Origin of the sequence: Bryocella elongata (genome assembly GCF_900108185.1) — a bacterium.
GTDB lineage: Bacteria > Acidobacteriota > Terriglobia > Terriglobales > Acidobacteriaceae > Granulicella > Granulicella elongata.
In genome coordinates this window covers 310,172-336,880 of the sequence record NZ_FNVA01000003.1, presented here as the reverse complement: position 1 = coordinate 336,880, position 26,709 = coordinate 310,172, and the positions used below count along the sequence as shown (strand labels likewise).

General features: G+C 62.2%; 16 protein-coding genes and 1 pseudogene. 11 read left to right on the top strand and 6 right to left on the bottom strand.

What is annotated here, in order from left to right; all coding sequences use genetic code 11:
* The first annotated feature begins 116 nt into the window (after positions 1-116).
* The 3 genes and pseudogenes from C4S68_RS10560 (at position 117) to C4S68_RS10550 (ending at position 2,967) form a co-directional block, all read left to right on the top strand.
* The gene (locus tag C4S68_RS10560) at positions 117-1,136 is read left to right on the top strand and encodes an Atu2307/SP_0267 family LLM class monooxygenase (protein WP_103933022.1); all 1,020 of its coding nucleotides are present in this window, start codon (positions 117-119) and stop codon (positions 1,134-1,136) included.
* 233 nt (positions 1,137-1,369) lie between these two features.
* Positions 1,370-2,313: pseudogene (locus C4S68_RS10555) on the top strand (IS481 family transposase).
* Positions 2,314-2,430: 117 nt separating this feature from the next.
* Positions 2,431-2,967 carry a DinB family protein gene (locus C4S68_RS10550; protein ID WP_103933021.1) on the top strand — a complete coding sequence of 179 codons (537 nt, stop codon included), beginning with the start codon at positions 2,431-2,433 and terminating at the stop codon, positions 2,965-2,967.
* A 186-nt stretch (positions 2,968-3,153) separates the two neighbouring features.
* On the opposite strand, the gene C4S68_RS10545 is transcribed toward C4S68_RS10550, so the two are convergent.
* The 3 genes from C4S68_RS10545 to C4S68_RS10535 form a co-directional block, all read right to left on the bottom strand.
* Positions 3,154-4,476: a TROVE domain-containing protein gene (locus C4S68_RS10545; protein WP_103933299.1), complete on the bottom strand. Its 1,323-nt coding sequence runs from the start codon at positions 4,474-4,476 to the stop codon at positions 3,154-3,156.
* A 1,294-nt stretch (positions 4,477-5,770) separates the two neighbouring features.
* The gene (gene asnS, locus C4S68_RS10540; protein ID WP_103933020.1) at positions 5,771-7,153 is read right to left on the bottom strand and encodes an asparagine--tRNA ligase; all 1,383 of its coding nucleotides are present in this window, start codon (positions 7,151-7,153) and stop codon (positions 5,771-5,773) included.
* 120 nt (positions 7,154-7,273) lie between these two features.
* Positions 7,274-8,161 (bottom strand): sugar phosphate isomerase/epimerase family protein, encoded by an 888-nt coding sequence (locus C4S68_RS10535; RefSeq protein WP_103933019.1) that lies wholly within the window; start codon positions 8,159-8,161, stop codon positions 7,274-7,276.
* Positions 8,162-8,266: 105 nt separating this feature from the next.
* Between C4S68_RS10535 and C4S68_RS10530 the strand changes: the two genes are divergently transcribed.
* Complete coding sequence (locus C4S68_RS10530; protein ID WP_103933018.1) at positions 8,267-9,025, top strand: SGNH/GDSL hydrolase family protein; 759 nt, start codon at positions 8,267-8,269, stop codon at positions 9,023-9,025.
* A 223-nt stretch (positions 9,026-9,248) separates the two neighbouring features.
* Here the strand turns inward: C4S68_RS10530 and ggt are convergent, their stop codons facing one another.
* Entirely contained in the window at positions 9,249-11,084 is a 1,836-nt protein-coding gene (ggt, locus tag C4S68_RS10525) for a gamma-glutamyltransferase (protein WP_103933298.1), read from the bottom strand.
* Positions 11,085-11,309: 225 nt separating this feature from the next.
* Here ggt and C4S68_RS10520 point away from each other — a divergent pair, with 225 nt between their 5' ends.
* Together C4S68_RS10520 and C4S68_RS10515 are read left to right on the top strand one after the other, a co-directional pair.
* Complete coding sequence (locus C4S68_RS10520) at positions 11,310-11,822, top strand: Hsp20/alpha crystallin family protein (RefSeq protein WP_103933017.1); 513 nt, start codon at positions 11,310-11,312, stop codon at positions 11,820-11,822.
* Between the two features lie 404 nt (positions 11,823-12,226).
* On the top strand, positions 12,227-13,333 hold the full coding sequence (locus C4S68_RS10515) for a hypothetical protein (RefSeq protein WP_103933016.1): 1,107 nt from the start codon (positions 12,227-12,229) through the stop codon (positions 13,331-13,333).
* Positions 13,334-13,518: 185 nt separating this feature from the next.
* Here C4S68_RS10515 and C4S68_RS10510 read toward each other — a convergent pair whose 3' ends face one another.
* The gene (locus C4S68_RS10510; protein WP_160115098.1) at positions 13,519-17,283 is read right to left on the bottom strand and encodes a carboxypeptidase-like regulatory domain-containing protein; all 3,765 of its coding nucleotides are present in this window, start codon (positions 17,281-17,283) and stop codon (positions 13,519-13,521) included.
* Positions 17,284-17,630: 347 nt separating this feature from the next.
* Here C4S68_RS10510 and clpB point away from each other — a divergent pair, with 347 nt between their 5' ends.
* Positions 17,631-20,312 (top strand): ATP-dependent chaperone ClpB, encoded by a 2,682-nt coding sequence (gene clpB / locus C4S68_RS10505; protein WP_103933014.1) that lies wholly within the window; start codon positions 17,631-17,633, stop codon positions 20,310-20,312.
* A 64-nt stretch (positions 20,313-20,376) separates the two neighbouring features.
* On the opposite strand, the gene C4S68_RS10500 is transcribed toward clpB, so the two are convergent.
* Positions 20,377-21,522 (bottom strand): acyltransferase family protein, encoded by a 1,146-nt coding sequence (locus C4S68_RS10500; RefSeq protein WP_160115097.1) that lies wholly within the window; start codon positions 21,520-21,522, stop codon positions 20,377-20,379.
* Between the two features lie 174 nt (positions 21,523-21,696).
* On the opposite strand from C4S68_RS10500, the gene C4S68_RS10495 reads away from it, so the two are divergent.
* The 4 genes from C4S68_RS10495 to C4S68_RS10480 all read left to right on the top strand — a co-directional run bounded on the left by C4S68_RS10495 (position 21,697) and on the right by C4S68_RS10480 (position 26,693).
* Positions 21,697-22,893, top strand: a complete 1,197-nt coding sequence (locus C4S68_RS10495; RefSeq protein ID WP_103933012.1) for an acyltransferase family protein — start codon at positions 21,697-21,699, stop codon at positions 22,891-22,893.
* Between the two features lie 7 nt (positions 22,894-22,900).
* Positions 22,901-24,481 carry a hypothetical protein gene (locus C4S68_RS10490; protein WP_103933011.1) on the top strand — a complete coding sequence of 527 codons (1,581 nt, stop codon included), beginning with the start codon at positions 22,901-22,903 and terminating at the stop codon, positions 24,479-24,481.
* 131 nt (positions 24,482-24,612) lie between these two features.
* The gene (locus tag C4S68_RS10485; protein WP_103933010.1) at positions 24,613-26,319 is read left to right on the top strand and encodes an NAD(P)/FAD-dependent oxidoreductase; all 1,707 of its coding nucleotides are present in this window, start codon (positions 24,613-24,615) and stop codon (positions 26,317-26,319) included.
* Positions 26,316-26,693, top strand: a complete 378-nt coding sequence (locus C4S68_RS10480; RefSeq protein ID WP_103933009.1) for a hypothetical protein — start codon at positions 26,316-26,318, stop codon at positions 26,691-26,693. Before C4S68_RS10485 ends, C4S68_RS10480 begins: the two co-directional genes overlap by 4 nt.
* Positions 26,694-26,709: the final 16 nt, after the last annotated feature.

Sequence of the window (26,709 nt, the reverse complement as noted above, 5' to 3'; positions counted from 1 at the left end):
TTCCATCCACCCGGCAACAAATGCCACGCCGACGGGTACCCCACGTCTCGCTTCTGAGACGTGGGTTCGCAGGATCTCAAAGGATCGCAAGTCCCTTCTCCCTCATCCATAACCTCATGCAGATCGGAATCGATACCTTCGTCGAGCGCGTCGTCACTCCCAACGACCCCCTCGCCCGCAACTCCGCGGAACGCGTCGCCCAGCTCCTCGAAGAGGCCGAGCTCGCCGACCGCGTCGGCCTCGACCTCTACGCCATCGGTGAACACCATCGCGAGGAGTACGTCGCCAGCGCACCCGCGATCCTGCTCGCCGCCATCGCCGCTCGCACGAAGAACATCCGCCTCGCCAGCGCCGTCACGGTCCTCTCCTCCGACGACCCCGTCCGCGTCTTCCAGCAGTTCGCCACCCTCGACCTCATCTCCAACGGCCGCGCCGAGATCATCGTCGGCCGCGGCTCCTTCATCGAGTCCTACCCGCTCTTCGGCTACGATACGAAGTTCTACGACGAGCTCTTCGCCGAGAAGCTCGACCTCCTGCTCGCCCTCCGCGACGAGGTCCACGTCCACTGGGAAGGCCAGCACCGCGCTTCGCTCACCGGCCAGGGAGTCTGGCCCCGCCCCGTGCAGAACCCGCTCCCCATTCGCCTCGGAGTCGGCGGCACACCTGCCTCCTTCGCCCGCGCCGGGGCCCTCGGCCTCCCGCTCACCGTCGCCGTCATCGGCGGCGAACCCCACCGCTTCCGCCCCCTCGTCGACCTCTACTACCAGGCCGCCGAGCGCGCCGGACACGACCGCGCCACCCTCGACGTCGCCCTCCACTGCATCGGCTACCTCGCTGACACCGACGACCAGGCCGCCGACGAGCTCTGGCCCGCCTACCAGCACACCTTCTCCCGCATCGGCCGCGAACGCGGGTGGGGACCCACCACCCGCGCCGCCTTCGACGCCCAGCGAGGCCCCACCGGGGCCTTCCTCGTCGGCTCGCCCCAGACAGTCGCTGCCAAGATCAAGCGCTTCTCCGAAGCTCTCGGCGGCATCTCCCGCGTCACCTTCATGATCTCCGGCGGCATGCTCTCCCACGACAAGGTCCTCCATTCCATCGACCTCATGGGCACCCAGCTCAAACCCCTCGTCTGATCTCGCAGAACCGATGTGCCAGGTGGGACAAGTCTGAGACCTCATAGCTCAATCCCTCGCGGCTCGTAGCTCAACAGAGTTCCTCGCACCTGCTCACCTGGAGACCTCGCCCCTCTACAGCGCATAAGAACCCGCGCATGAGAGCCTTCTAGTTGTGAGGTTTCAATAGGTTGTCCATCGGATCGAGAACTGATTAGCTGTGTTTGCGAAGACGCAGAGGATCAGGAGGTCCGATGGACTACCACCAGCGTGCCCGACTGACGTTGTTTGGTCGAGAGCAACTTGCGAAGCGGGTTTTGGGAGAAGGTCTCACGTTGAAGCTGGCCGCGGCCAGCTTCAACGTGAGCGCGAAGACAGCGGCGAAGTGGGTTCGGCGGTATCGCGAAGCTGGTGCGGCGGGTCTGGGGGACCGCAGTTCGCGCCCGCATCGGCTGCGGAAGCCCACCACCGACGAGTTGGTACAGCGTGTTGAGACCTTACGGCGGGACCGTTGGACGGGGTTGCGGATCGCGCAGCAGACGGGTCTGAGCCGGGCCACGGTGAGCCGCATCCTGCGCCGGCTGAAGCTAAGCCGGATACGCGATCTGGAGCCTCGCCCTGTGGTGCAGCGCTACGAACATGCGGCGACCTTCTGCATCTGGACATCAAGAAGCTGGGCCGCATCGTCAGGCCGTCGCATCGCGTCACCGGCAACCGCCAGGACTCGGTCGAAGGCGCGGGCTGGGAGTATGTCCATGTGGCCATCGACGATCACTCGCGCATCGCCTTCTCGGCGATCTATCCGGATGAAACAAAGGCTTCGGTGCTGCACTTCCTCGACGCTGCGCTAGCCCACTATGCGAGGCTTGGCATCCGCTTCAAGGCCATCCTCACCGACAATGGGCCAGCCTATCGCTCGCATGCCATGGCCACAGCCTGCCGCAAACTCGGACTCAAGCATCGCTTCACCCGGCCTTACACCCCACGCACCAACGGCAAGGGCAAATGCTTCATCCAAACCGCACTGCGCGAATCGGCCTACGCCCGCACATACCAAAACTCAAACGAACGCAGCCAGGAACTCCGCCCCTGGCTGCACCAGTACAACTGGCATCGGCCGCATGCTAGCTTAGGCCTGTCGCCACCGATCAGCCGATCAGCTCTCGACCAGAACAACCTGTTGAGACTCCACAGCTAGTGCCCCACATCTCGCCTCTGAGATGTGGGTTCGCAGAAATCTCGTGGAAACTCACCCAACGAATCCTGTTGTCCCCCGTCCAAGCTCTGCGTACCCTGTTCCCGAGGAAAATCCAACATGCGTCCCACGCTTCTCGCCGCAGCAGCCGTCTGTGTCCTCGCCCCTTCGATGGCATCCGCCCAGTCCGCTCCACCCACCCCCGGCGTCGGGCCCGAAGTCAATCGCAGCTACACCGGCCTCAAAGACAACATCCTCAAGTCCGCCGACAAGATGCCCGCCGACCTCTACAGCTACAAGCCCACACCCGACATCCGCGTCTTCGCCCGCATCCTCACCCACGTCATCGAGGCCCAGGTCCGCAGCTGCGGCATCGTCAACGGCACACCCACCGCCGAAATGGCGAAGACCCCCGCCGAGACCGCCCCCAAGCCCGAGATCGTCGCCGCCCTTAAAGCCTCCTTCGACGCCTGCGACAAGGCCTACGCCTCCATCACAGACGCCAACGCACTCGACCTGCTCTCCGCCGGCCCCGTCAAGCGCACCCGCGTCAGCCTCCTCTGGGGCAACGTCTCGCATGACAACGAGCAGTACGCCCAGCTCGCCACCTACATGCGCCTCAAGGGCATCACTCCCCCCAGCGCCTCCGAGAAGTAGCGCGTACGCAACATCTTCCCCGCATCGCTCATCAGCTCGAAGCTCATCGCTCAACAGATCCACTCGCACCTGTCCACCTGAAGACCTCGCCCCTCTACAGCTCAAAACAACAAAGCCGCCGCAGCCCGGCCCTCTTTCGAGGACCAGACCACGGCGGCTTTTCCTTACCCGGAAGCGAGCCGCAGCCTAAGCCGCGGCCTGCTCCTCCATCGCGCGGATGTACTCCACAACAGCCTCGCTGAAGCCGTCGATGTGCATCCACGCACCGTACCCCACGCCGTTCTTCGCGCTGGCCACATTGATCACGTAGCCCTTGCCCTTCGGCGCAGGCACGCGGTCATGCGACTGCTCGTCCGTCACGACGATGATCCGGTCGTACCGCTCTTCGATCCGGTCCAGCGCCGAGCCAAGGTACGTCGCCATGTGCGGCTGGCTGGCGTCCATCGCATCGCGCAGCCCAAACCCACGACGCGCAGGCACCAGCTTCAGCGTGTTCGAGAAGGTGTACACAGCCACCCGCTCGCACATCTCGCGCAGCAACACCGCAAGACCATACGCCGCATCCGTGCGCCGCATCTCGTTGCGCCCGGACAGACGGTCCGTCATCGAACCCGACACGTCGACCAGCACCACCGTACGTCCCGGCAACTTCGGGACATCCGCAAGCGCCCGGAACATAGCCGCCTCCAGCGCCTCTTCCCACTGCGGCGCATACCGCGCAGCAGCCAGGAATCGGAACGGCAGCACACGATCCGTCTTCATCGTGGCCAGCGCACCCAGCACCAGCCGCTCGTCGACGCCCGCAGCCTGCATGTTCCGCAGGTTGCGCAGCAGCGCCAGCGCACCCAGCTTGCGCTCCGAGAGCAACCGCGACCAGTGCGCCCGCTTGTCGCCCCCACTCGAGAGCGCAACCTCCCACGTGTCCGGCGTCGCCAGCTCGCCATCGACCAGCCGCTTCCACACCGCCGCCTGCTCCGCATCACGCGGCTTCGCGTGGCACAGAAACAACACATCCCTCAGCCTGACAACACTTGCCCGGTCGTACTTCGCGAGCGCATACTCATCGAACTTCGGGAACGTCGCCGCCAGGCCCTTCTTCACCTGGCCCGACAACGGAACCTTACCCTCGGCCCAGTAGATCGCAACAAACTCCGCCAGCTCATCCGCACGCTGGATCACGCGAGGCAGCACCTCGCCCACCAGCCCACGGTGCGTGGCATAGCGAGCCATCTCGCGAACCACCAGTAGCGGCGCGTGACGCAGCTTCATCGCCGAGCGCGCCTCCACTGCAATCGCAGCCACCTGCTCCGCATCCACCTGCGGAACGAGCGAGCGAATCCGCGCGGCAATCGTCTCACCGCTCTCGTAGAACTCGCTCTCCCACAGCATGCTCGCCATCACAGAGCGCCGCAGCGCCTGCTCAGGAGTGATCGTCAACGCCGGCGCTCCCTCATACGTACGCGGACGCGGACGAACAAGGTGTGCCAGCTTCAAAATATTCAGCTTCATGGTCGCACCTCCCTTCAACGGTGCGGTATTCCTTGGTTGCTCTTGCGTTGCTGTTGATACTGCGTTCCTGCATCTCTCGCCGGGGAATTGGCGACAACGGGAATAGCTACCTGCACGCACGTTGCTCTGCTTACGTACAGGGCAGGGGTCGAACCTGCTCCTCCGCGTCTATAGCGGCGCTCTACCGATGAAGTACCCGTCGTCTTCGCCACCGGCGAAGCCTGTTAGAGAACCTGATCGTCTTGAAGCCCCAATGACGACACCGGGGGGCCCAGGCCTCTCATAAGGCCTGGGCTTCACCATGGCGCCACCACAACGCGATGAGAGCGCCAGTCGCACCCTTCATCACCCGGTGAACCACCATGGCGAACTTCGTTACCCTCCAGCCCATTGGCTGGAGTCTTATAGCCGGGGAACAAAACGAAAACAGTATGGGTGCTCTACCACTGAGCTACGCGAGCCGCAGCTCACGGCAGGATTCGAACCTGCGACCACCCGCGTGATAAGCGAAGGAACTGTCCTCTACACCACCGGCCAAACTTGAATTTCACGCACACGCTAACCGGGCGCAGCCCGGCTGACGCACAGCGCTAACTCGCCATAGCGAGCTGGCAGTAACTCCCCTCTATCACCACTGGAAGCTATCTCATACAAACGCACTTCTCCGCACACGCAGCAAGAGCTGCACGTCACGCCAGGGAATCAACGTTCAGAGCGCGGGGAGTTGAACCCCATCCCGAAGGATTTGCCCAGAAGTAACCCTGAACTTCACCACTGGCGGACAGGCCCCTACCTGAGGGAACAAACGAGTACAGCTGCTTTGCAATCGAGTCACAGTCGAAGAAAGCCGCACTCTACACCACTCAGGCGCGGTCCTGGTACATAAAAGCTATTCAGTTTTTGTGTGTGTTTCGTGCTTGCGTAGGTCGATCCGCCAAGGGCTAGGACCGGTTATGGAGCAGGGTCCGGCGATCGGCTGGAAAGCAATAGCCTTCCAGCGACCAACGCATCGAATTGTGATTCGTCTGCTTCATCGGACCAACTCCTACGCAGGACTTACTGTGACATCGCCACGAAGAAATAGCAAGCCATTTATCGGATTATTTTCTCTAACTCGCAGCATTCGCAAATCGCAGTGACACATTCCCGCTCCGGAGATAGAAATCCGCGCAGCAGTTCCTCATCGCTCAAACCTGTTCCCCTCGTACCTCTACAGAAGAAAGCTTGGCCTGACGCAGCAAAGCAAAGGGACGAGCCGAAGCCCGTCCCTCTCACACTCTTCACCAAGCCCAGCCTACGGATAAATCCGGTTCAGCGTCCGCGCAAACGGAATCGTCTCGCGCACGTGCTCCAGCCCGCACAGCCACGCCACGCAGCGCTCAATCCCCATCCCAAATCCCGAGTGGGGCACGCTGCCATACTTGCGCAGATCGAGGTACCACTGGAACGCCGCCAACGGCAGCCCATGCGCTTCGATGCGCTTCTTCAGCAGGTCATACGAGTCCACGCGCTGCGACCCCCCGATGATCTCCCCGTACCCTTCGGGCGCCAGCACATCCACACACAACGCCTTCGCCGGGTCCTTCGGATCTGGCTGCATGTAGAAGGCCTTCACCGCCGCGGGATAACGATGCACCATCACCGGCTTATCGTACTGGCTCGAGATATACGTCTCATCGGGCGACCCAAAGTCATCGCCATACTCATGCGGCTTCTCGATCTTGCCCGCCGCATACGCATCCTTCAGCATCGCGTGGGCTTCGTCGTACGTCAGCTTCGGGAACGCACCCTCCGCGATGATCGCCTCCAGCTTCGCTTCATCCTTACCGATCAGCTTCAGGTCCGCACCACGATGCGTCTCCAGCACCTTCGTCACGATGTGCCGCAGAAACCCCTCGGCCATCTCCATCAGCCCTTCGAGGTCCATGTACGCGACCTCCGGCTCGATCATCCAGAACTCCGTCAGGTGCCGCCGCGTCTTCGACTTCTCCGCGCGGAACGTCGGCCCAAACGAGTACACCTTGCCCAGCGCCAGCGCCGTCGCTTCGATGTACAGCTGTCCGCTCTGGGTCAGATACGCCTTCTCGTCATCGAAGTAATCCATCTCGAACAACTCGCTCGTTCCCTCGCAGGCGTTCGGCGTAAGGATCGGCGGATCGGTCCTTGTATACCCATTCGTGTCGAAGTACTCCGCCGCCGCGCGCATGATCGTCGCCCGCACCCGCAGAATCGCCGACTGCCGCGGCGTCCTCACCCACAGGTGCCGATGCTCCATCAGGAACTCAACGCCCGCCTCCTTCAACTGAATCGGAAACGGGTTCGCATCATCCACGCGCTGCGTCACCGTCACATCCTCAACATCGAGCTCATAGCCCGAAGGAGCCCGCGAGTCCGCCCGCACCTTGCCCGTAACGACCACGCTCGACTCCAGCGTCAGCCCCTTCAGCGTCTCGAACACAATCTCCGGCACCGCCGCCTTCGGCACAATGCCCTGGATCGTCCCCGACCCATCACGGAACGTCGGGAACAAAAGCTTGCCCGAACTGCGCAGGTTATACAGCCAGCCGCGCAGCGTCACACGCTGCCCTTCATGCTGGCCAATCGTGGCAATGGTGGATACAGGCGCTTCGTTCGCGCTCACAGCTTCAACAACAGGGATAGTGACTTCGCTCGACATAACAGCGTTAAGTCTACTCGCCATGACATCGGGCAGCATCGTCCCACGCGCCTGACTCGAAACTCGCGGCTCAAGACCCGAAACTCAATCGGAGCTGTTTCGCTCACCCATCACCCAGTGCTACCGTCCCACGCCACGCACCAGCGCCCAGGCATCCTTCGCCCGATCCACCGTCACCACCGAGGCCTCGCCAAGGTCATACGCAACCTCCAGCATGCCCACCGGCTGTGTCTTCATCGCCGCAACCTTCTTCGCGACCAGCGCCCAATCGACGCTGCCCGCACCCGGCCACAGGTGCTCATCGCCCTTGCCCGAAAACTGCCCATGGTTATCGTGCAGATGCAGCTCGACCAGCCGATCCCCAAAGACCTCGAACGCCTCTTCGGTCAGACTCTTCGCGCCTTCAGCCTTCGCCTCTTCTCCAACTTCGGTCATCTGCAGATGCCCCAGGTCCAGGCAGAACCCCACATTGCTGAAGTGACCCACCCGCACGATCTCCGCCAGATGCGCAGGAGTCGCCACATCATTCGTCAGGTTCTCCAGCAGCAGCTTCACACCCAGCGGTCCCGCAAAGGCCTTCAGGTGCTCAATCGCCGTCATCGAGTCATCGATCGCCCGCGTGTCCCACTCGTCGTCCCGCAGCCCCGGGTGCAGCACGCAGCTGGTAAACGGCACCTGCTCTGCTGCCTCCAACGCACGCTTCACCTCGTCCATCGACGCAATCCGCGTCGACTTCTGCATCGAGATCAGGTTGATCGTCGGCGCTGTATGCCGGCTCCAGATCGCCTCATCCTCCGCTGTGAACAGCGGCATATGCAGCGTCGGCGCCACATCGTTCGACCGGAACCACGTTGCCACATCCCGCACTGCGGCGCGGTCCGTGTAGTCGAAGTGGTGCCGCGCCGCAAAGACCTCAATCGCCTCGGCGCCGGCATCACGCAGTGAGTCCAGCAAGGCTGAGGTCAACCGCTGTGGAAAGAAAACATGGGTCGAGATTCCGTGTCGCATCGCTCTGTCACTCTAGCCTATCGCGGCAGACACCGTTCCCGGGCCCCTAACTGCGGAGCCGCTCCCCGGTAGAATGGCCCCGCACCCTCTCTACGGAGTCCTCGCATGTCGAAACGCACCACGTTCTTCCGAGCTCTCACCCTCGCCGCCCCTATCGCAGCCTGCGGGCTCGCCCTCGCGCTTCACGCTCAGCAACCTGCGAACCCCACACCCGCCGAGCTAGCCCACCTCCACCAGCTCGCCGGCAACTTCGCCCAGCTCGACCGCTACGCCGCCGCCAACGCCGCCCTGCCGCCCACGCAGAAGGGCCGCATCGTCTTCTACGGCGACTCCATCACCGACGCCTGGGCGGGCGGCAAACACATCTTCTTCCCCGGCAAGCCCTATATCGGCCGCGGCATCTCCGGACAGACCACCGCGCAGATGCTCATCCGCTTCCGCCAGGACGTCATCGATCTGCACCCCGACGCCGTCGTCATCCTCGCCGGAACCAACGACATCGCCGGAAACACCGGCGACGTCACCCAGCAACAGATCGCCGACAACTTCATCTCCATGGCCGAACTCGCCCGCGCGAACCACATCCGCGTCATCCTGGCCTCCGTGCTCCCCGCCGCCGACTACAAGTGGCGCCCCGGCAGGAATCCCATCCCCAAGATCGCCGCCCTCAACACCTGGATGAAGCAGTACTGCGAGACCTCCCACTTCACCTATCTCGACTACTACTCCGCCCTCAATGACGGCAGCGGCGGCATGAAACCCGGCCTCAGCTCCGATGGCGTCCACCCCACCGACGCCGGCTACGCCATCATGGCCCCACTCGCCGAAGCCGCCATCGCCGAGGCCGAAAAGCACAAACCTTGAGACCTCCACAGATTCGGGTGCCCCAGGTCCGGATTTTCGGACCTGGGCTATCAAGCCGCAGCAGTTCACAAAGTGCTTCAGGTTTCGTCCTCCTCCAACTGAACGAAAACAGGGGAACAGGAAGGGGAATGAGGTAAAGCAGTTTTTCCTCATCCCTCATACCTGTTCCCCTCGCAGCTCTACAGAAAACGCCTCTGTACGAGTCATTCCCCGGCCACGGGCCTCAGTACCCCGCAGCCTTCCCCATCGGATACCGGTAGTCATTCGCGCCCGACAGCATCCCCGTCTTCGGGTCCACCGCGATCATCTCGCTCGCCCCCCACACTCCGGGGCTCTTCACATCCGCCGCGCCCGACACCTTCACCGTGTAGCCGCGCTCTGCCATCGACTTCGCCACATCCTCCGGAAACAGCTTCTCGATCTGCAGCACGTCCGGCATCCACTGGTGATGAAACCGCGGCGCATCCGCAGCCGCCTTCACATCCAGCCCGTTGTCCACCACGCTGATGATGTCGTTCGCCACCGTCGTAATGATCGTCGACCCACCCGGCGAACCCAGCACCAGCCGCAGTTTACCCGGCTTGCCGTTCTTCGCCGGCTCGGCCACCATCGTCGGCGTCATCGAGCTCAACGGCCTCTTCCCCGGAGCAATGGCGTTAGCAGGTCCTTGAATCAGCCCAAAGCCGTTCGGCACGCCCACCTTGCTCGCAAAGTCATCCATCTCATCGTTCAGCACAAAGCCGAGCCCATCCACCGTCATGCCGTTGCCGAAGTAGAAGTTCAGCGTGTACGTACTCGCGACCGCATTGCCCTCGGAGTCCACCACGCTGAAGTGCGTCGTCTCGTTGCCCTCATGCACCTCCGTCATCGGAGGAGGCTCCGGCATAAATCCCGCCGGCCGCACCAGCTTGTCGTTGGGCGTCGCGTTCACCGGGTCGATCGTCTTCCGCCACGCAGTCGCATAGGCCGGATTCGCCATCTCCTTCAGCGGCATCTTCGGGTTGTAATCCGGATCGCCCAGGAAGTCCGCGCGATCCAGGTATGACCTGCGGAACGCCTCCGTAATGTAGTGCACCTGGTCCACCGATCGATCACCTGTCGCCGCTCCATTCGGCCCCAGATGCGTCAGTGGATAACCCTCAAGAATATTCAGCGACTCGATCAGCACAATCCCGCCCGAGCTCGGTGGAGGAGAGGTCAGCACCTCCAGCCCGCGATAGTGCCCCACCAGCGGCGTCCGCTCCGCCACCGTGTAGTCCGCCAGGTCCTTGGCTGTAATCAGCCCACCGTTCTTCTTCTCGAAGTCCGCAATCTGTGCCGCGATCGCTCCCTTGTAGAAGTCATCCGGGTTCTCGGCGATCCGCTCCAGCGTCTTCGCCAGATCTGGCTGCACAAAGCGATCGCCCGCCTTGTACAGGTTCCCTCCACGCAAATAGACGCGCTTCGACTCCTCGAACAGAGGCAGGTTGCGCGAGTTCTTCATGTAGCCCGCCTCCTGCTCGCTCAGCACATACCCTTCGCGCGCCAGCCGGATCGCAGGAGCCATCACTTTCTTCAGCCCCAGCTTGCCGTACTTCTTCTCCGCAAGCGCCAGCCCCGCCACACTTCCCGGAACCCCCGAAGCCTTCGGCCCGGACGTCGAGAGCCCCTTGATGATGTTCCCCTGCGCGTCGAGGTACATGTCCGCCGTCGCCGCCGCAGGCGCCTTCTCGCGGTAGTCCAGGAACGTAGGCTTGCCGCCATCCATCTTCGACGAGCCCGGCCGGATCAGCATGAATCCGCCACCACCAATATTCCCCGCCGCCGGAAACACCACCGCCAGCGCAAAACCCACCGCCACCGCCGCATCCACAGCATTGCCGCCCTGATGCAGAATCTCCAACCCCGCGTCCGTCGCGTCATGTTGCACCGACGTCACCATCGCATGCTGAGCCGTCACCGGTTTCTCGCCCTTCACCGGCGTCACCTGGCTCCAGCTCGAAGCGCCTGTAAACGAAACCAAAGCCACCACTGAAATGCCAAGGCACCCACGCCGGCGAAGCGAACCCCGAAGTACCATCTCGTCCATCCTCCAAATTTTTCGGTGACTCCTAGCCTACTCTTGCCGGGACGCTCCGCATCTCGTCCAGAAGGCCGAGGCTGGCACTCCAGGGTGTGCAACAAATATTAGCTTTTTAGGCTCACATTTCATGAATGAACTGTGCTATGATCGCCACAACAAGGGTGACGCGGGATTGCCTCCGGCTCACCCAAATCATTTCCGTCGTTTCAAGGAGTTGCAGCCATGACCCTTACTCGATTCGCTCCCTTCCGCGGTCCTCTCAACGACGTCGCCGTCCTCCAGAACCGCCTGAACGCCATCTTCAGCGACTTCGCCCGTCCCGAAGCCGAAAGCTCCGAGTCCCTCTCCATGGGGAACTTCGTTCCTGCCGTCGATATCTACGAGGACCAGCAGAAACTCGTCCTCAAGCTCGAAGTTCCAGGGATCCGCCCCGAAGATCTCGACGTCAAGGTTGAGGGCCGCAACCTCACCGTCAAGGGCCAGCGCAAGTTCGAATCCGAAGAAAAGGAAGAAAACTTCCATCGCATCGAGCGCCGCTTCGGCAGCTTCACTCGGACCTTCAGCCTGCCCAGCACCATCGACACGGAGTCGGTCGCTGCCACAACCGAGCACGGCGTTCTGAGCCTCTCCTTCGGCAAGAAGCCCGAAGCCCGGCCCAAGCAGGTCGCAATCAAGGTCGCCGAGGCGGCGAAGCAGGTAGAGGCAGCAGCCTCCAACTCGCTGCCCCGAGACTAGAGGATTTGCCCCTGGAGGTGTAGTGCGGGGATCGGAGTTCAATGGGCTTTTTCCGCGAGAAACCCTACTGCACGCCTCTCTTGGGATGCTAGCCAACGGGGAAACTGCTCTGGTCCCCACACTCACCTGAGCTACAAGCGGAGAGACGCAACGGGCGTGATCCTTCGGGGTCACGCCCGTTCCATATGAGCCGCCCAACTTGGCTCGAACTCAAAGGCTCGCCGGTTTGACTCCGTTGACGTCAATATCGGTCAGCTGGCCTCTCTTCGTTCCGATCCACCATCTTCTTCGCGGTTCAGCGGCTTGCATCGGTTTGTGACCGCATGGCCTGGCTCCTTCCGGCGGGAGCTTCCAATCGTCCCCTCGACACTTGATCTCGATGCGAGACACTACCAACAACGCCCATGTACTCCCTCTTCCGTCTCCTCTTCTCCGCCGGATACTGGCGCACCCTCTTCTCCAGTGATTTCTGGGTCCGCACCGCACGCTCGGTTCGCAGGGTGCACAAGGATCGCCGCGCCCGCAAACAGCTGCGCTCCGCGCTGATCTTCCTCATCGCCCCTGTGCTGTGTATCGTCTACGCGTTCTGGCTGCTCGCCATGGTCTTTGGCGCTGGAGTCTTCGGCATCGGCATCGTCGCTCTTGTCGCCGTCATCGTCACCATCGTGGAGGTAAATCGCCGCCGCAAAGCCTCTGAAAAGAAGCGTGCCGAGTTGGCCGCGAATCCAGAACTCCGCCCACCGCCCCCACCACCCTCACCCGAGCTCCGCCGTACCTTCGCCGAGCTGGCACTGCTTCACGCCGTCTACGCCGACCGCTCCGGCAGCGAGCAGTTCCTCCACACCAAGATCCTTCCCGAAGGCATCGAGATCATCACCCGCCGCGTGCAGCTTGACCTGCTCCGCGACCGCGGGCTCTACAACCGCATCGAGGATTCCGTCCGTAACCTCTTGCTGCGCGCCGACGGCCACTGGACCGCCGCCGACTGCCACGAAGGCTCGCTCGCCCTCGAGCCCCTGCGAGTGCTTCGCTGGTGCCTCCGCCTCGACCACTACCTCCCCTCGATCGGCGAAGCTCCCCGGCTGGACTACAAGTTGTCCTCGCAGACCGTCAAAGATCCCGACTCGCTCTTCCGCGGCTCCGATTTCGTCTCCTATGACACCCTGAACATCGCCTTCCGCGCCGCAGCCAACTTCATGCACCGCTGCTTCGCCGAGGCCGTCGTTCGGGGTCTCATGCAGCCAGCCGACGAGGAGGACGCTGCCCGGGCACGTCGCATCGTCGACGATCACAGCGGCAACGAGCATAAGGACCTGGTCCTGGGTGACACCATCGTCAGTAAAGCAACCGACGGCGACATCCTCCACGCCCGGCTCCTCGCCGCCCGCCGCTATCACCTGCTCTCCTGGATCGCTCGCGTTCAGTATGGCGACTTTGAAGTTCCCGACGTCTTGCGAATCTTCTTCAAGGATCCGCCGTCGCCAACCTCTCCTGAAGATTCCGATCTGTAGCCACAACGGCCTCGCGGCAACCCGCGTCTCGAAACCCGTACCTCGTGGCTCGTTTCCGAAAAACTCACCGTCGGTTGTATCCCGTCCCCGCTCCATGTCTCACAGCACTGGTTGTATGCCTGCAAAAGAGAACGGGCGTGGTCACAAGGACCACGCCCGCGGTTGGACTGCTTGCACAGCGGCTCTCAGAACTCGATACGCCCTGACAGCTGCATGCGACGCGCCATCTGATTGCCGCCCGAGCCCGCAAACGTCGCTCCGTAGACACCCATCTGCGTGCCGTCCGTCGAGCCCGAGTCGATCTGATGCGCGTCGAACCGTACAGAGTTCGTCACGTTGAAGACCTCCCACGCCATCTGCACCTTCAGCTTCTCCGTAACGCTGAACTGCTTATGCAGCCCGGAGTCCCACGTGTAGTAGCCCTGGCCGCGGAAGTGGTTACGCTGGCCGGCCTCACCAGGGTAGGGATCGCGCAGGTTCGCGCGAGCGACCAGCGGGTCGTCGAACACCTGCGGCGCCCCATTCGTGTTCTGATGCAGCCGCATCTTGATTGGCCCAGTCTGCACCATCGCACTCTCCCACTCCCAGTTCGTCGACCAGCCATCGCCGTCATACAGACCGAACGGGAGGCCGCTCGAGGCGCGAATCAACCCCGCCAGCGTCCAGCCACCGAGGAACGCATCCACCAGCTTCGAGGAGCTGCCTCCGAAGGCCCGTCCATGCCCGAATGGCAGCGCAAGCACGTAGTCCGCCGTGATCAGCTGCCGCGTGTCGAAGTCCGATACCGCATAGTTCTTTCGCGGATGCCACGCATCGAGGATGAATCCATACGCATTGCCCGATCCATCCACGTTCGATTCGCTGTCCGATCCGATATCCAGCGACTTGGAGATCGTATAGCTCACGTCGAACTGAAAACCATGCGTCGCATTGTGCTTCAGGATGAACTGCCCCGCGTTGTAGTTGCTGGTGCCATTCGTGGATGTCACATACAGCGACGAATACTGCAGTGGCCAGTAACGGCCAATCTTGCCGCCGCAGCCCGGGTAGCAGTAGATGTCCATGTCATCCAGCGCCGCGGTCTCATTACCCCGCGAGTACTGCCACACGTCGTTGTAGATGTTCTGCGTCGCCGAATTACCGACAGCGCCATCGCCGGCTGTATCCAGCCCCGCAGCATCCGGGAACAGATCTTCAAAGTAAGGAATGGCCGCTACCGTGGTTGCGCCGGCATCCACCTGCTTGGAAAGAATCGTGCCCGCCGTGTAGTAGTCCATGCCGCTCTTCGGGTCCACCAGGTTCAGTGGCTGGGCAAAGTCCATCGACTGGATGAGGTGCCTGCCCAGGCGACCCACATACGCTGTCTCGATCTGAAATCCGCCTTTGAGCTCACGCTGCCAGGAGAGATTCATCGCATACGAGTAAGGCGTCTTCAAACCATCGTCCAGACCGTTCGTGATCGCGAAACCGGTCGTGTACGGATCGTCCGAGGGCGTTTGTGGATAGGAGATCGATGCGGTTGGCGTACCCACCAGACCAGGCAGGTTGTGTAGGCCCGTGTAGCGCGGTGACGTATCCGGCGTCAGAACGCTTGCCGGATTGGTAAGCGAAGTGTTCAGGCTGTAAGAGCCGGTGCGAGAGTAATTCGCGACCAATCCTTGACCGAAGTGGTCATAGTACATACCGAAGCCCGCACGAATCGAACTCTTGCCGGCTCCGCCAAAGATGGCATGCATCAGGCCTTCACTGGCGTTGGGCGAGTACGCGATGGCAAAGCGCGGCGCAAAATTGTTCCAGGCCATCGGGTACAAAGGCTTGCCGCCGCGTGCCTGCCCCGACGGAGCAAACGAAATATCCGGCTGCACACTGTTACCCATCGCTGCCTGTTGACCGCGCGTCATGAACCACTGATGCATGTTGATCGTCGGCTGCACCTGCTGCCCATAGATCTCGTAAGGTGTCTGCTGGATCGTGTGGCGTACACCCAGCGTGATCGTCATGTTCGGCACAGGCTTGAAGGCGTCCTGCGCGTACCACTCGAACTCATTCGACCGATAGGTAAGCGCTACGGGAGCCCCCGTAGCCAGCAGCGTCCCAGTCTTGCCGTCCGACGAAAGATGGTAGTTGTAGTGGTCCGTCTCCTCGTTCACCAGCCCTGCGATGTCCGAGATCGCGAAGTCATAGTTGGACGTGAAGTTCGGGTTCACGTCCGGATGGCCGTACACAACCGGATCGAACGAGCTGCCCGTATCCGCAATCCCGCTGTTGACCATCCAGTACACGTTGGCAGTTGCCGAGTCATATGAGATGCCCGTGCTGTTGTTCCCATACTGGAAGTGCCGATAGTTCACGCCCACCTGGATCGTGTGCCGGCCCTTCGTATAGGTGTAGTCGTCGATGATGTTGTGCATCGGGACCAGCGTGTTGCTGCTGCGCGTGTTGTCCTCCGGCAGATCGATCGTCCGAAGGTTGACGTAGCTGCCTTTGCCAACACCCGTGCTCGCATAGCTCTGCCGCACATACCCGTAGCGCAGGTTGTTCGTCTTGTTCGGAGCAATCTGCCACGTGTAGCTGCCGGTGAGGCCCCTGGAGTTATCAGTGTCCTTCTTGCTCGCCGGTTGGCCTGGATAGTACGGCGCAAACGAGCTCGCGAGGCTCTGGAAGCTGCCGCGCACGAAGAACCGGTGATTGTCATTCGGATTGAAGTCGATACGAGCCAGATACACGTTGTTGATCGACGGAACCGACGTAGCAAACGTGTAGGTTGCCGTGTTGTAGCCGTCACCACCCAGGATGGTGTTCGGCGTGGGATAACTCCCATTGAACAGCGCCAGCACCGAGGGGTTGTCGCCCGGTCCCTGCGGGCAGGTACCGTTCGTCGTGCAGTTCTGGTCCATGCCCGCGATCTGGGCCTTGGAGAGCGTCACCAGGTTGCCATTCACGTCGGGATAGATCACGTTGCCCGCACGATAACTCGTCGTCGGCACCACACGGCTCGACGTGTTCGGCTGACGCTGACGCTCTCCTTCGTAGTTGGCGAACAGGAAGAGCTTGTCCTTCAGAATAGGACCGCCGATGCGGCCGCCAAAGACGTTGTAGATCAGGTTCGTCGGCCGGTTCGCAAGTCCGCTCTGAATCTCGGAGTTCTTGTAGATCCAGTCGTTGGCATCGCCGATGCTCGAGCGGTTGTACTCATACACCGCGCCGTGGATCGTGTTCGTGCCCGAGCGCGTCTGCAGGTTCACCTGGCCACCTGAGCTGCGGCCCTCATCCACGTTCGCATTCGAGGTCGTCACGCGAAACTCCTCCAGCGAGTCCAGAGGGGTCTTCAACACACCCGTGAACGCCGAGGGAAACACCTGGTCGTTGTCATCCACACCATCCAGAGTGATGTTGGTCTGGTCCGCGCGCGCGCCGCTCACCACACCGTTGCGGCTCTCGGTGGAATCCGAACCGCCGATGAACAGCACGCCCGGCTGCAACGCCAGCAGCGACTCCGGCTGCCGCGCCTCGGATGGCAGCTGCATCACCGCCTCGTTATTCAGCACATTGCCCATCGAGGCGTCGGTAGTGTTCACGCCCGCATCCGTGGTCTGCACCTCAACCACAACACCCGCCGCGCCCACCTGCATCTTCGCGTTCACCGTCGCCGGCAGCGAAACCTGCAGGACCGTCTTCACCTGGTACTCGGAGAAGCCCTGTGCCTCAAAACTAACCGTATAGTTCCCCGGCGTTAGCTGTTGGAACGAATACTCGCCCCGCCCGTCCGACTTGATCGTCGTCGCGTACCCAATCGCTGGATCCGCAAGCTTTACCGTCGCCCCCGGAATCACAGCTCCGGTAGAGTCCGTCACCGTGCCCCGAAGTGAAGTAGTGGCATTCTGTGCCGACGCCAAACCACACGCCAGCAATCCGATAAACAACGTAGATATGCGCCAAAGCAACCGCATCGAACCTCCTGAAGGTCGGGTAGCAGCTGAAAAGTACGGGGTCCTGCCATCAATGACAGGTGAACCCGCAGTAAATTTCATTCTTGATTCGCTCACTATATCTCCTGTCGAGCGTCGCGCAGCCGCATTCCCACAGAAGGTTCGCTGTGCGAACAAAAATAGTTCTCCTCGCGAAGACACCCTGGCCTTCACTCCGAGAATGACGCTGGACATCGACCAGGACTAATGCGATAAAACATGAGTGTAGTTCGCTCATGTTTTGCATCCCTTCGCCCTGCCGCATCGTCCAATAGTGTGTAGCGCTCCGCTTCCAACCTCAGCGTCGGCAAGCAGAAGAAGGTCAAGTTATGGCAATCAAATGGGATAAGCTCACAGTCAAATCGCAGGAGGCCCTCCAGGCCGCCCAGGGACATGCCGCCGAGAACGGCAATCCGGAAGTCCTGCCACTACACCTGATAACCGCACTGCTGGAAGACAAGGAAGGCGTCGTCCTTCCCGTGCTCGAGAAAGTGGGCGTCCCGCCCCAGCAGCTCCTCGCGCAGGCTAACCAGGTGATCGATCGCCTCCCCAAGGTCCAGGGCGCAGCCCAGCAGCCGAGCCTCAGCGCCGCTCTCACCCGCGTCCTCGATCAGGCCTTCAAAGAGGCCGACAACTTCAAGGACGACTACGTCTCCACCGAACACCTCCTCTTGGCCTTGGCCCAGCAGAAGGGTGATCTCGTGCGCGATGCGCTAGCCGCCCACGGCGCGGATCACGACGCCATCCTCAAGGCTCTCCAGGTGGTTCGCGGATCCCAGCGCGTCACCGATCAGAACCCTGAAGGCAAGTTCCAGGCCCTGGCCAAGTACGCCAAGGACCTCACCGAGCTCGCCCGCCGCGGCAAGCTCGATCCCGTCATCGGCCGCGACGAAGAGATCCGCCGCGTCGTCCAGGTCCTCTCGCGCCGGACGAAAAACAACCCCGTCCTCATCGGCGAACCCGGCGTCGGCAAGACCGCCATCGTCGAAGGCCTCGCCCGCCGCATCTTCCAGGGTGACGTCCCCGAGATCCTGCGCGACAAGCGCGTCATCTCCCTCGACCTCGGCAGCATGCTCGCCGGAGCCAAGTTCCGCGGCGAATTCGAAGACCGCCTCAAGGCCGTACTCAAGGAGATCGAGGAGTCCAACGGACAGGTCATCCTCTTCATCGACGAGCTACATACCCTCGTCGGAGCCGGTGCCGCCGAAGGCGCCATCGACGCCAGCAACATGCTCAAGCCCGCACTGGCCCGCGGCGAGCTCCGCGCCATTGGCGCCACTACGCTGAACGAGTACCGCAAGTACATCGAGAAGGACGCCGCGCTCGAACGCCGCTTCCAGATCGTCTACGTCGGTGAGCCCAACGTCGAGGACACCATCGCCATCCTGCGCGGCCTCCGCGAGCGCTACGAGACGCACCACAAGGTCCGCATCAAGGACTCCGCCATCGTCGCCGCGGCCGAGCTCTCGCATCGCTACATCTCCGACCGCTTCCTCCCCGACAAGGCCATCGACCTGGTCGATGAGGCCGCCGCTGCCCTCGCCATCCAGATCGGCAGCGTCCCCGTCGAGATCGACGATCTCGAGCGCCGCGCCGTTTCGCTCGAGATCGAGAAGAACGCCCTCACCCGCGAGAACGACCCCAACTCCCAGGCGCGGCTCACCGAAGTCGACCGCGAACTGGCAGAGGTGCGCGAGCGCGCCGCCGGCCTTCGCGCCCGCTGGCAGAAGGAGAAAGGCGCCATCGGCGAGATCGCCTCGCTGAAGGAGAAGCTCGAAGCCCTGCGCTTCGAGGCCGAGCAAGCCACCCGCAAGGGCGAGCTGCAGCGCGCCGCCGAGTTGCAGTACGGCGAGATCCCCAACCTCGAGCGCCAGCTCCGGCAACTCACCGCAACGCAGGACGGACTTGTCGCTGCCGAAAAGTCGTTGCACAATGCGGGTGCCCCACATCTCGATTCTGAGATGTGGGATGGACCTCGGCGTCTGTTGAAGGAGGAGGTCGACGAGGAAGACATCGCCAAGATCGTCTCCAAGTGGACCGGTGTCCCTGTCGCCAAGATGCTTGAAGGCGAAGTCCAGAAGCTTACGCAGATGGAAGACCGCCTGCGCGAGCGCGTCGTCGGCCAGGATGAAGCCCTCACCGTCGTCGCCAACGCCATCCGCCGCTCGCGCGCCGGCCTCAGCGATCCCAAGCGCCCCATCGGCAGCTTCATCTTCCTCGGACCCACCGGCGTCGGCAAGACCGAAACCGCCCGCGCACTCGCCGAGTTCCTCTTCGACGACGAGCAGGCCATGGTCCGCATCGACATGTCCGAGTACATGGAGAAGCACGCCGTCGCTCGCCTCATCGGAGCGCCTCCGGGATACGTCGGCTTCGACGAAGGCGGCCAGCTCACCGAAGCTGTCCGGCGCCGTCCCTACGCTGTCATCCTCTTCGACGAGATCGAGAAGGCCCACCCGGACGTCTTCAACGTCCTGCTGCAGGTGCTCGACGACGGCCGCCTCACCGACTCCAAGGGCCGCACCGTCGACTTCAAGAACACGGTCATCATCCTCACGTCCAACATCGGTGCGTCGAACCTGTCCACCGCTTGGGCCCAGGGAGAGCAAGGCTTCGAAGATGCCAAGAGCCGCGTGATGGACGAGCTGCGCAAGCACTTCCGTCCCGAGTTCCTCAACCGGGTCGATGACGTCGTGGTCTTCCACCCGCTCGGCGACTCGCAGCTCGAACACATCGTCGACCTGCGCCTCAACGACCTGCGCAAGCTCCTCGAAGCCCGGCACATCACGCTGGACCTCACCGAGGCCGCCCGCAAGGCCATCTTCAAGGCCGGGTACGACCGCGCCTACGGTGCCCGCCCCTTGAAGCGTGCCATCCAGCGCCTCGTGCAGGATCCCCTCGCGATGAAGATCCTCGACGGCACCGTCCTCCACGGCGACACCGTCAAGATCGACGCAGTAGACGGCAAGCTCACCTTCAACCCCGCGAACCGCGCGCACGTTGGAGCTTGAACTCTCAGCGAAACAAGACGCCGGAGCCCAATGGCTCCGGCGTCTTTGTCTTTCCCCCAAGCTCTCAGTCCGGCGGGTATCGGCTCTTGAGCCGTAGGAACCTCGACTCGTAGAAACGGTAGCTCAGGATAGAAAGCGCCAGCGTCGACACAAGCGCCAGGGCTGCCGTCAACGAACGCAGCCAGAGGCTGTCCCGCCCCACCAGCTTCATCGCCACCAGCAGACACTCCGAATGCAGCAGGTCGTGAAAGATGTAAAAGCCATAGCTGATCTTCCCCAGCTCGCGCAGTGGCTTCAACATCAGCAGCCGGTACACCGGTGATCCCGGCAACAGAGCCGAGAGGATAAGCGCCGCAGCCGCGGCGTCGATCATCTCCAGCGCAATCTGCATCTGCGGATGAGGCATCAGGTACGGCAGCAGCTGGTGACCCTGCAGCCGCAAGCTCGCGAACTCACAAAGCGCGATGACGCCCACAGTCCCCACCAGCGCGGCACGCCGGGAGCGGAGGAGTGCCGGCCCTTCAGGCCCGCGCAGCATCAGCGCCAGAGCCCCACCCAGCAGCAACGCGTCCGCCCGCAGAGGCGTGACCCGCAGCAGGAGAGCCGCATCCAGATACTCGTGCGGGATGACATACGCGAGCACCATACGCACCCCAAAGATCACAACGCACCCCAGCAGGCAAAGGTTCCGCAACCGCACCCTGTCTCGTACCAGGAAGACCACCAGCGGCCACACCAGGTAGAACTGCTCCTCCACCGCCAGCGACCAGAAGTGCCCAAAGAAGAGGAAGATGTGTCCGTAGCGCAAGGAGTGCAGTTGCTCTACGAGCAGGTCGCTCTGCATCCACGCCTTCAGCCAGACGAACCGCGTGTAGTTGGAAAGGTAGATCGGGAAAAACCACTGCCAGGCGTGGTGCTCCCACCGCAACCAGGGGTCCAGCAGCAGCGCCACCACGAGAACCCCGTAATACAGCGGAAAGATGCGAAGGATGCGCCGCATGTAGAAGCTGCGAAACCGGTATCGCGATTCTCGCGTGTCGTACAGAATGCCGGTGATCAGGAAGCCGGACAGAACAAAAAAGATCTCGACCCCCGCCCATCCCCAGCCATCATTGCGCTCCGTGTGAAAGTAGTGCTGCCAGAACACCATCAGGACCGCGATCGCCCGCACGCCATCGAGCGCCGGGTAGTACCGGCGATTCTCCGGCAATGGCAGTTCATCCTCCTCGTGAACCGCTGGTTCTCCAGGGTTCGGTGTATCAGATTGCGGCTGCGCTGCGGGGAGCATGCCGCATTCTATTCAATCGACACCGCCAGTAGCGTCACCCAGCCGTGCGCCGGAGCTGCAACTCTCGCAGGTAGACTATGCACACGGAGATGACGCTTGGCTGCCACCCTTCCTGTTACCGGCAACACCGAGCACACCCGGCCCGAAAATCGAGCCTTCTATCCCGCACTCGATGGCCTGCGCGCCCTCGCTCTTCTGCTCGTTGTGCTCGAACACTATCGGGAGATCCCCTGGGGCTGGACCGGCGTCGACCTGTTCTTTGTCCTCTCCGGCTTCCTGATCACCGGCATCCTTTACGACTCCCGAAACGACGCACATCGCGTCCGGAATTTCTATGTGCGTCGGACATTGCGCATCTTCCCGCTCTATTACGGTGTGATGGCAGCAGTTCTTTTTTCCTGGCCGCTGTTTCACTGGCACCTGACCTGGGGTTGGATCGCGTGGCCCCTCTACGCGGGGAACCTGCTGCATTTCCTGCCATCATTCGCCTATGGAACACCCCGGCAATGGCTCGTGGACTTCCAGCCCACCGGGAGTTGGCACGGCCATGCAGTCCGCCTGTACCTCGGCCATTTCTGGTCTCTCTGCGTTGAGGAGCAGTTCTATCTGCTTTGGCCCTGGGCGGTATTTGCGATCAAGGATCGTCGCAAGATCGCATGGTTCTGCGCCGCCTCCCTTCCGTTTTGCCTCGCCTTGCGTTTGTTGGCCTCCCATCTCGCCCCTGCGCGGATGCTCCCGACCCTCCTCTATTCCTTCCTGCCCCTGCGGTTCGACGCGCTGCTGCTGGGCGGTCTGGTCGCCATGCTCATCCGGGGACCCCACCGCGAGCTACTCCTCCTCTCTACCCGTCGCGCTCTGCTCGCCTGCGTCTTGGTTGGCGCAATCTGCGCAAGCTTTCTACCCGCAGCTCGACTATTCCTCCCGCGAAATGCCCATCCTTCATGGGCTTACACCTGGGGTCTAACCGCAATCGATATCCTCGCGGCCATGCTGATCCTTGCCGCAATCGACCACAGAAGTCTCGTCTACCGTGCGCTGCGGTTTGGGCCTTTCCGCTGGATCGGAAGAATCAGCTACGGGGGATACGTCTTCCATGACATCTGGCACTATGAGCTCAGCCGCTGGATCGCGAACCATCCTCCGAGGCATCCCGCCTTCACGACCACCGTCACCGCCCTCGCCCTGACAATCACCGTCGCGTGGCTCAGCTTCCGCTTCTACGAAAGCCCCTTCCTCGAGCTCAAAGAGCGCTGTACACTGCGGGAGCCCGCGCCGCCAGTGCCTGCAGTATGATCGCCACATGCCGGATGCAGGCAAGCAGCGGCGGCTGACGTTCGTCGCCCTGATCTTTGGCTTCGTGAGCATCGGCGCCTATTGCGTGCTGATCTCGCGTGGTCGCACCCTTTGGAGCGATGAGTTGTTCTCCTGGGTGCTCGTCACCGATCCTTCCTTCGCGCACATGATGCGAGCCTGGAAGGGCGGAGCGGATGGCGGCGGTATCGCTTTTTACCTGCTCTGCCGTGGATGGCTCAGCCTCTTCGGGCAATCTCATCTCGCTTACCGTGCCTTCTCCGCATCGTGCTGCTTCGCCGCATGGGCCCTCATGCTGGCAGCCCTGCGGCGCTACTACCGTGCTGGCATCGCCTTTCTCGCTCTGGTGGTCGTCTGGTTTGGGAGCTCAATCATCCTGTGGCAGATGGTGCAGACCCGCTTCTACGGTCTGCTGTTCGCCGCCACCGCAGCAGCACTCTACGTGACTCTCCTGGGTCGCAAAGATCGTCCTTTTCAGTCCTGGGCCCATTGGGGCCTTATCGTCGGCACCTTCCTCCTGCACCTCCTGCTCGTCAACACGCACCCCTTGGGCCTCTTGGACAGCGCTTGCCTGCTCGCGGGTGCAGCCGTGGCCGACTGGATGGCAGGCCGGCGGCGCTTCTCTCTTCACCTCGCCGCCCTCATGGCCTGGCCCTCCCTTTGGCTCTCCCGTGAAGCGCTCCGCAACTCCGCCGCAGTCGGCAGGCCGTGGTTCTGGACGACCCGTCCGCACATCCGCGAATGGCTCGACCTCTGGGATCCCATCACCTTCCAGTCTCAGGGCGTGCTTCGCCTTACACACGTCATGGTCGCTCTGGGGGGGGTCCTCGTCATCGCTCTCGTCGCACGCCCCTCCGTGCGCTCCGCCGCTCGTCCGCGTCTTGACCTGCTGCTCCCCGCGACAGCGCTGGGCCTCACTCCTCTGCCGGTCTTCCTGCTCTCGCAGCATGGCACCTCGATATTCGTCGACCGCTACCTCATAGCGTCTCTCCTCGGGGTCACGGTATGGTTCGCCGAGGCCTTCACCCAGACGCTCTCCGTCGCAACCCCGTCGCGTCACCAGCGACTGGTCCTCGGCATCGGCACGAGTGCCCTGCTCGCCTTCTGCCTTGTGAAGCTCGGGTTTTATCCCCGCTATCTCAGGCAACCATCGCACGACTTTACGATCTTGCTCTCTCAACGGGTTGGCGATACCGCACTGCCCCTCGCGATTCCCCGCGTCGACCTCTGCGACGTCATGGTCGCCGAAGCGCAGCAACCCCATCCCCGCGTTCTCTGCCCACTCGACTGGCCCTTTGCCCTCTCGCCGCTCGCCGCTCGGGGCGAGGTCTCCGGTTACCACGAGATGGAGAACTGGCGCACCTTCGGCTACTACAGTGGGAGTCTCATCGAGGCCGACGAGTTCCTCCGCAACACGCCCCACTTCCTCGTGCTGGACTCACCCACCACTCCATGGCTCAAATTCCGCATCTTCCCCTCAACCCAATGGACCGCAATTCACCTCCGCGACCTTCGAGTGGGCTCTGACGACGAACAGTTGTGGGAGGTAGCACGCAAGGATGGCCGCTGATCTCGTGCGATACCCTTGTGGAGGTCCGTCGCAGCAGTGACCGGCGCTGAGTACGGGCCCTCCCACAAAGGGCCCGACCTCAAACCTCCGAGAACTTTCTTCCCGGAACCTCGTCCAAGATTCGGAAGACCATGCCTGGAACTGCCATCATCATCGGAGCCGGTCCTGCCGGCCTCACCGCCGCGCTCGAACTCCTCCGCCGCACCGGCATTCAGCCCATCATCCTCGAGGCCTCCCACGAGATTGGTGGCATCTCCCGCACCATCCGCTACAACGGCAACCGCATGGACATCGGCGGCCACCGCTTCTTCTCCAAGTCCGACCGTGTGATGCAGTGGTGGATGGAGCTGATGCCGCCCGAGCACACCGACTCCGAGCAGATCGCCATCAGCTATCAGGGCAAGCAGCGCGTCGTCCCTGTGCCCGCCGATGTGCCCAACGAGCCGCCCCTGCGCGGCATGGGACCGCTGCAACCTCACGCTGCCGAGCACCTCGATGACGAAGTCGAGCCAACCGGCCACATCGTTCCCGTGGTCGCACCCGTCGATACCGCGAAGCCCTCCGACGATCTCGTCATGCTCGTGCGCCCGCGCAAGAGCCGCATCTACTACCTGCGACGCTTCTTCGACTACCCCATCAAGCTCTCCAAAAGCACCATCGAGAACCTCGGCCCTGCCCGCATGACGCGCATCGGCATCAGCTACATCAGCTCGCGCCTCTTCCCCATCAAGAACGAGAAGTCCCTCGAAGACTTCCTCATCAATCGCTTTGGCAAAGAGCTCTACCTCACCTTCTTCAAGAGCTACACCGAGAAGGTCTGGGGCGTGCCCTGCGACCAGATCTCCGCCGAGTGGGGCGCACAGCGCATCAAGGGCCTGTCCCTCACCACCGCGCTCAAGCACTTCGTCAAGAAGGCCTTCAGCTCCGCGCCGGCGAACTCCGGAGACCTCTCACAGAAAGGCACTGACACCTCGCTGATCGAGCGCTTTCTCTACCCCAAGTTCGGCCCCGGCCAGCTATGGGAGCACGTCGCCGATCAGATCGTCGCCAAGGGCGGCGAGATCCATATGGGCTGGACCGTCGACGCGATCGAAGTCGAAGGGACTCACGTCGTCGCCGTTGAAGCCCTCAGCGATACAGGCGAGCGACGACGCTTCGAAGGCGACTACTTCTTCTCCACCATGCCCATGCGCGACCTCGTCCGCGCCATGCGCTCCCCCGTGCCGGACAACGTCCGCGAGGTCTCCGAAGGCCTCCAATACCGCGACTTCATCACCGTCGGCGTCCTCGCCAACAAGCTCGACGTAGAAGACCCCGACGCCTCCCTCGGCGAGTCGCGTTTGATTAAGGACACCTGGATCTACATCCAGGAGCCCGACGTCCAGATCGGCCGCCTCCAGATCTTCAACAACTGGAGCCCCTACATGGTCTCCGACCCCTCCAAGGTCTGGATCGGACTCGAATACTTCTGCTACGAGAGCGATCCGCTTTGGTCCATGCCGGATGAGGATTTGAAGAAGTTTGCCGCTGCGGAACTCGAAAAGATCGGTATCCTACGCACGTCTGAGGTCCTCGACGCACACGTCGTTCGCGTCCCCAAGACCTACCCCGCTTACTTCGGCACCTACGAGCGCTTCGACGAACTCCGCAGCTTTACCGACAGCTTCGACAACCTCTTCCTGGTCGGCCGCAACGGTATGCATAAGTACAACAACCAGGACCACTCGATGCTCACCGCCATGGCCGTCGTCGATGGCCTGGCCGCCGGGCACGTCGACAAAGCTTCACTCTGGTCCATCAACACCGAGCAGGAGTACCACGAGGAGAAGAAGTCATGAAGAAGGTCGTGCTGCTGCTGATCGTCGGCTTCGTGGCGTTTGCACTCTATGCCCGCCTTCGGCTCTTCGTACGCGATCCCCTCGCAAGCGTGCAACATAACGGTGTCGCCGAGCAGGGCGCGCAGGTCTACATCAACTACGCGAGCGACGTTCTCATCGAGAACGACCACTCCCCCATGTACGTGCTGCTTATCCAGCATGGCAACCACGCTGGCCTGCCCAAGGAACTGCACTGCCTGCACTACATCGTCTGTCTCACCGACGCCGACCAGGCCACCCTTAGCGCAGCCTGGGACCTGACGGTCGAGGACATGACCCCCAAAGCCGTCACCTATCGCTCGAAAGAGACCGAGAGCATCGTCACGCTCTACTGAAACCCGACGCTCACAG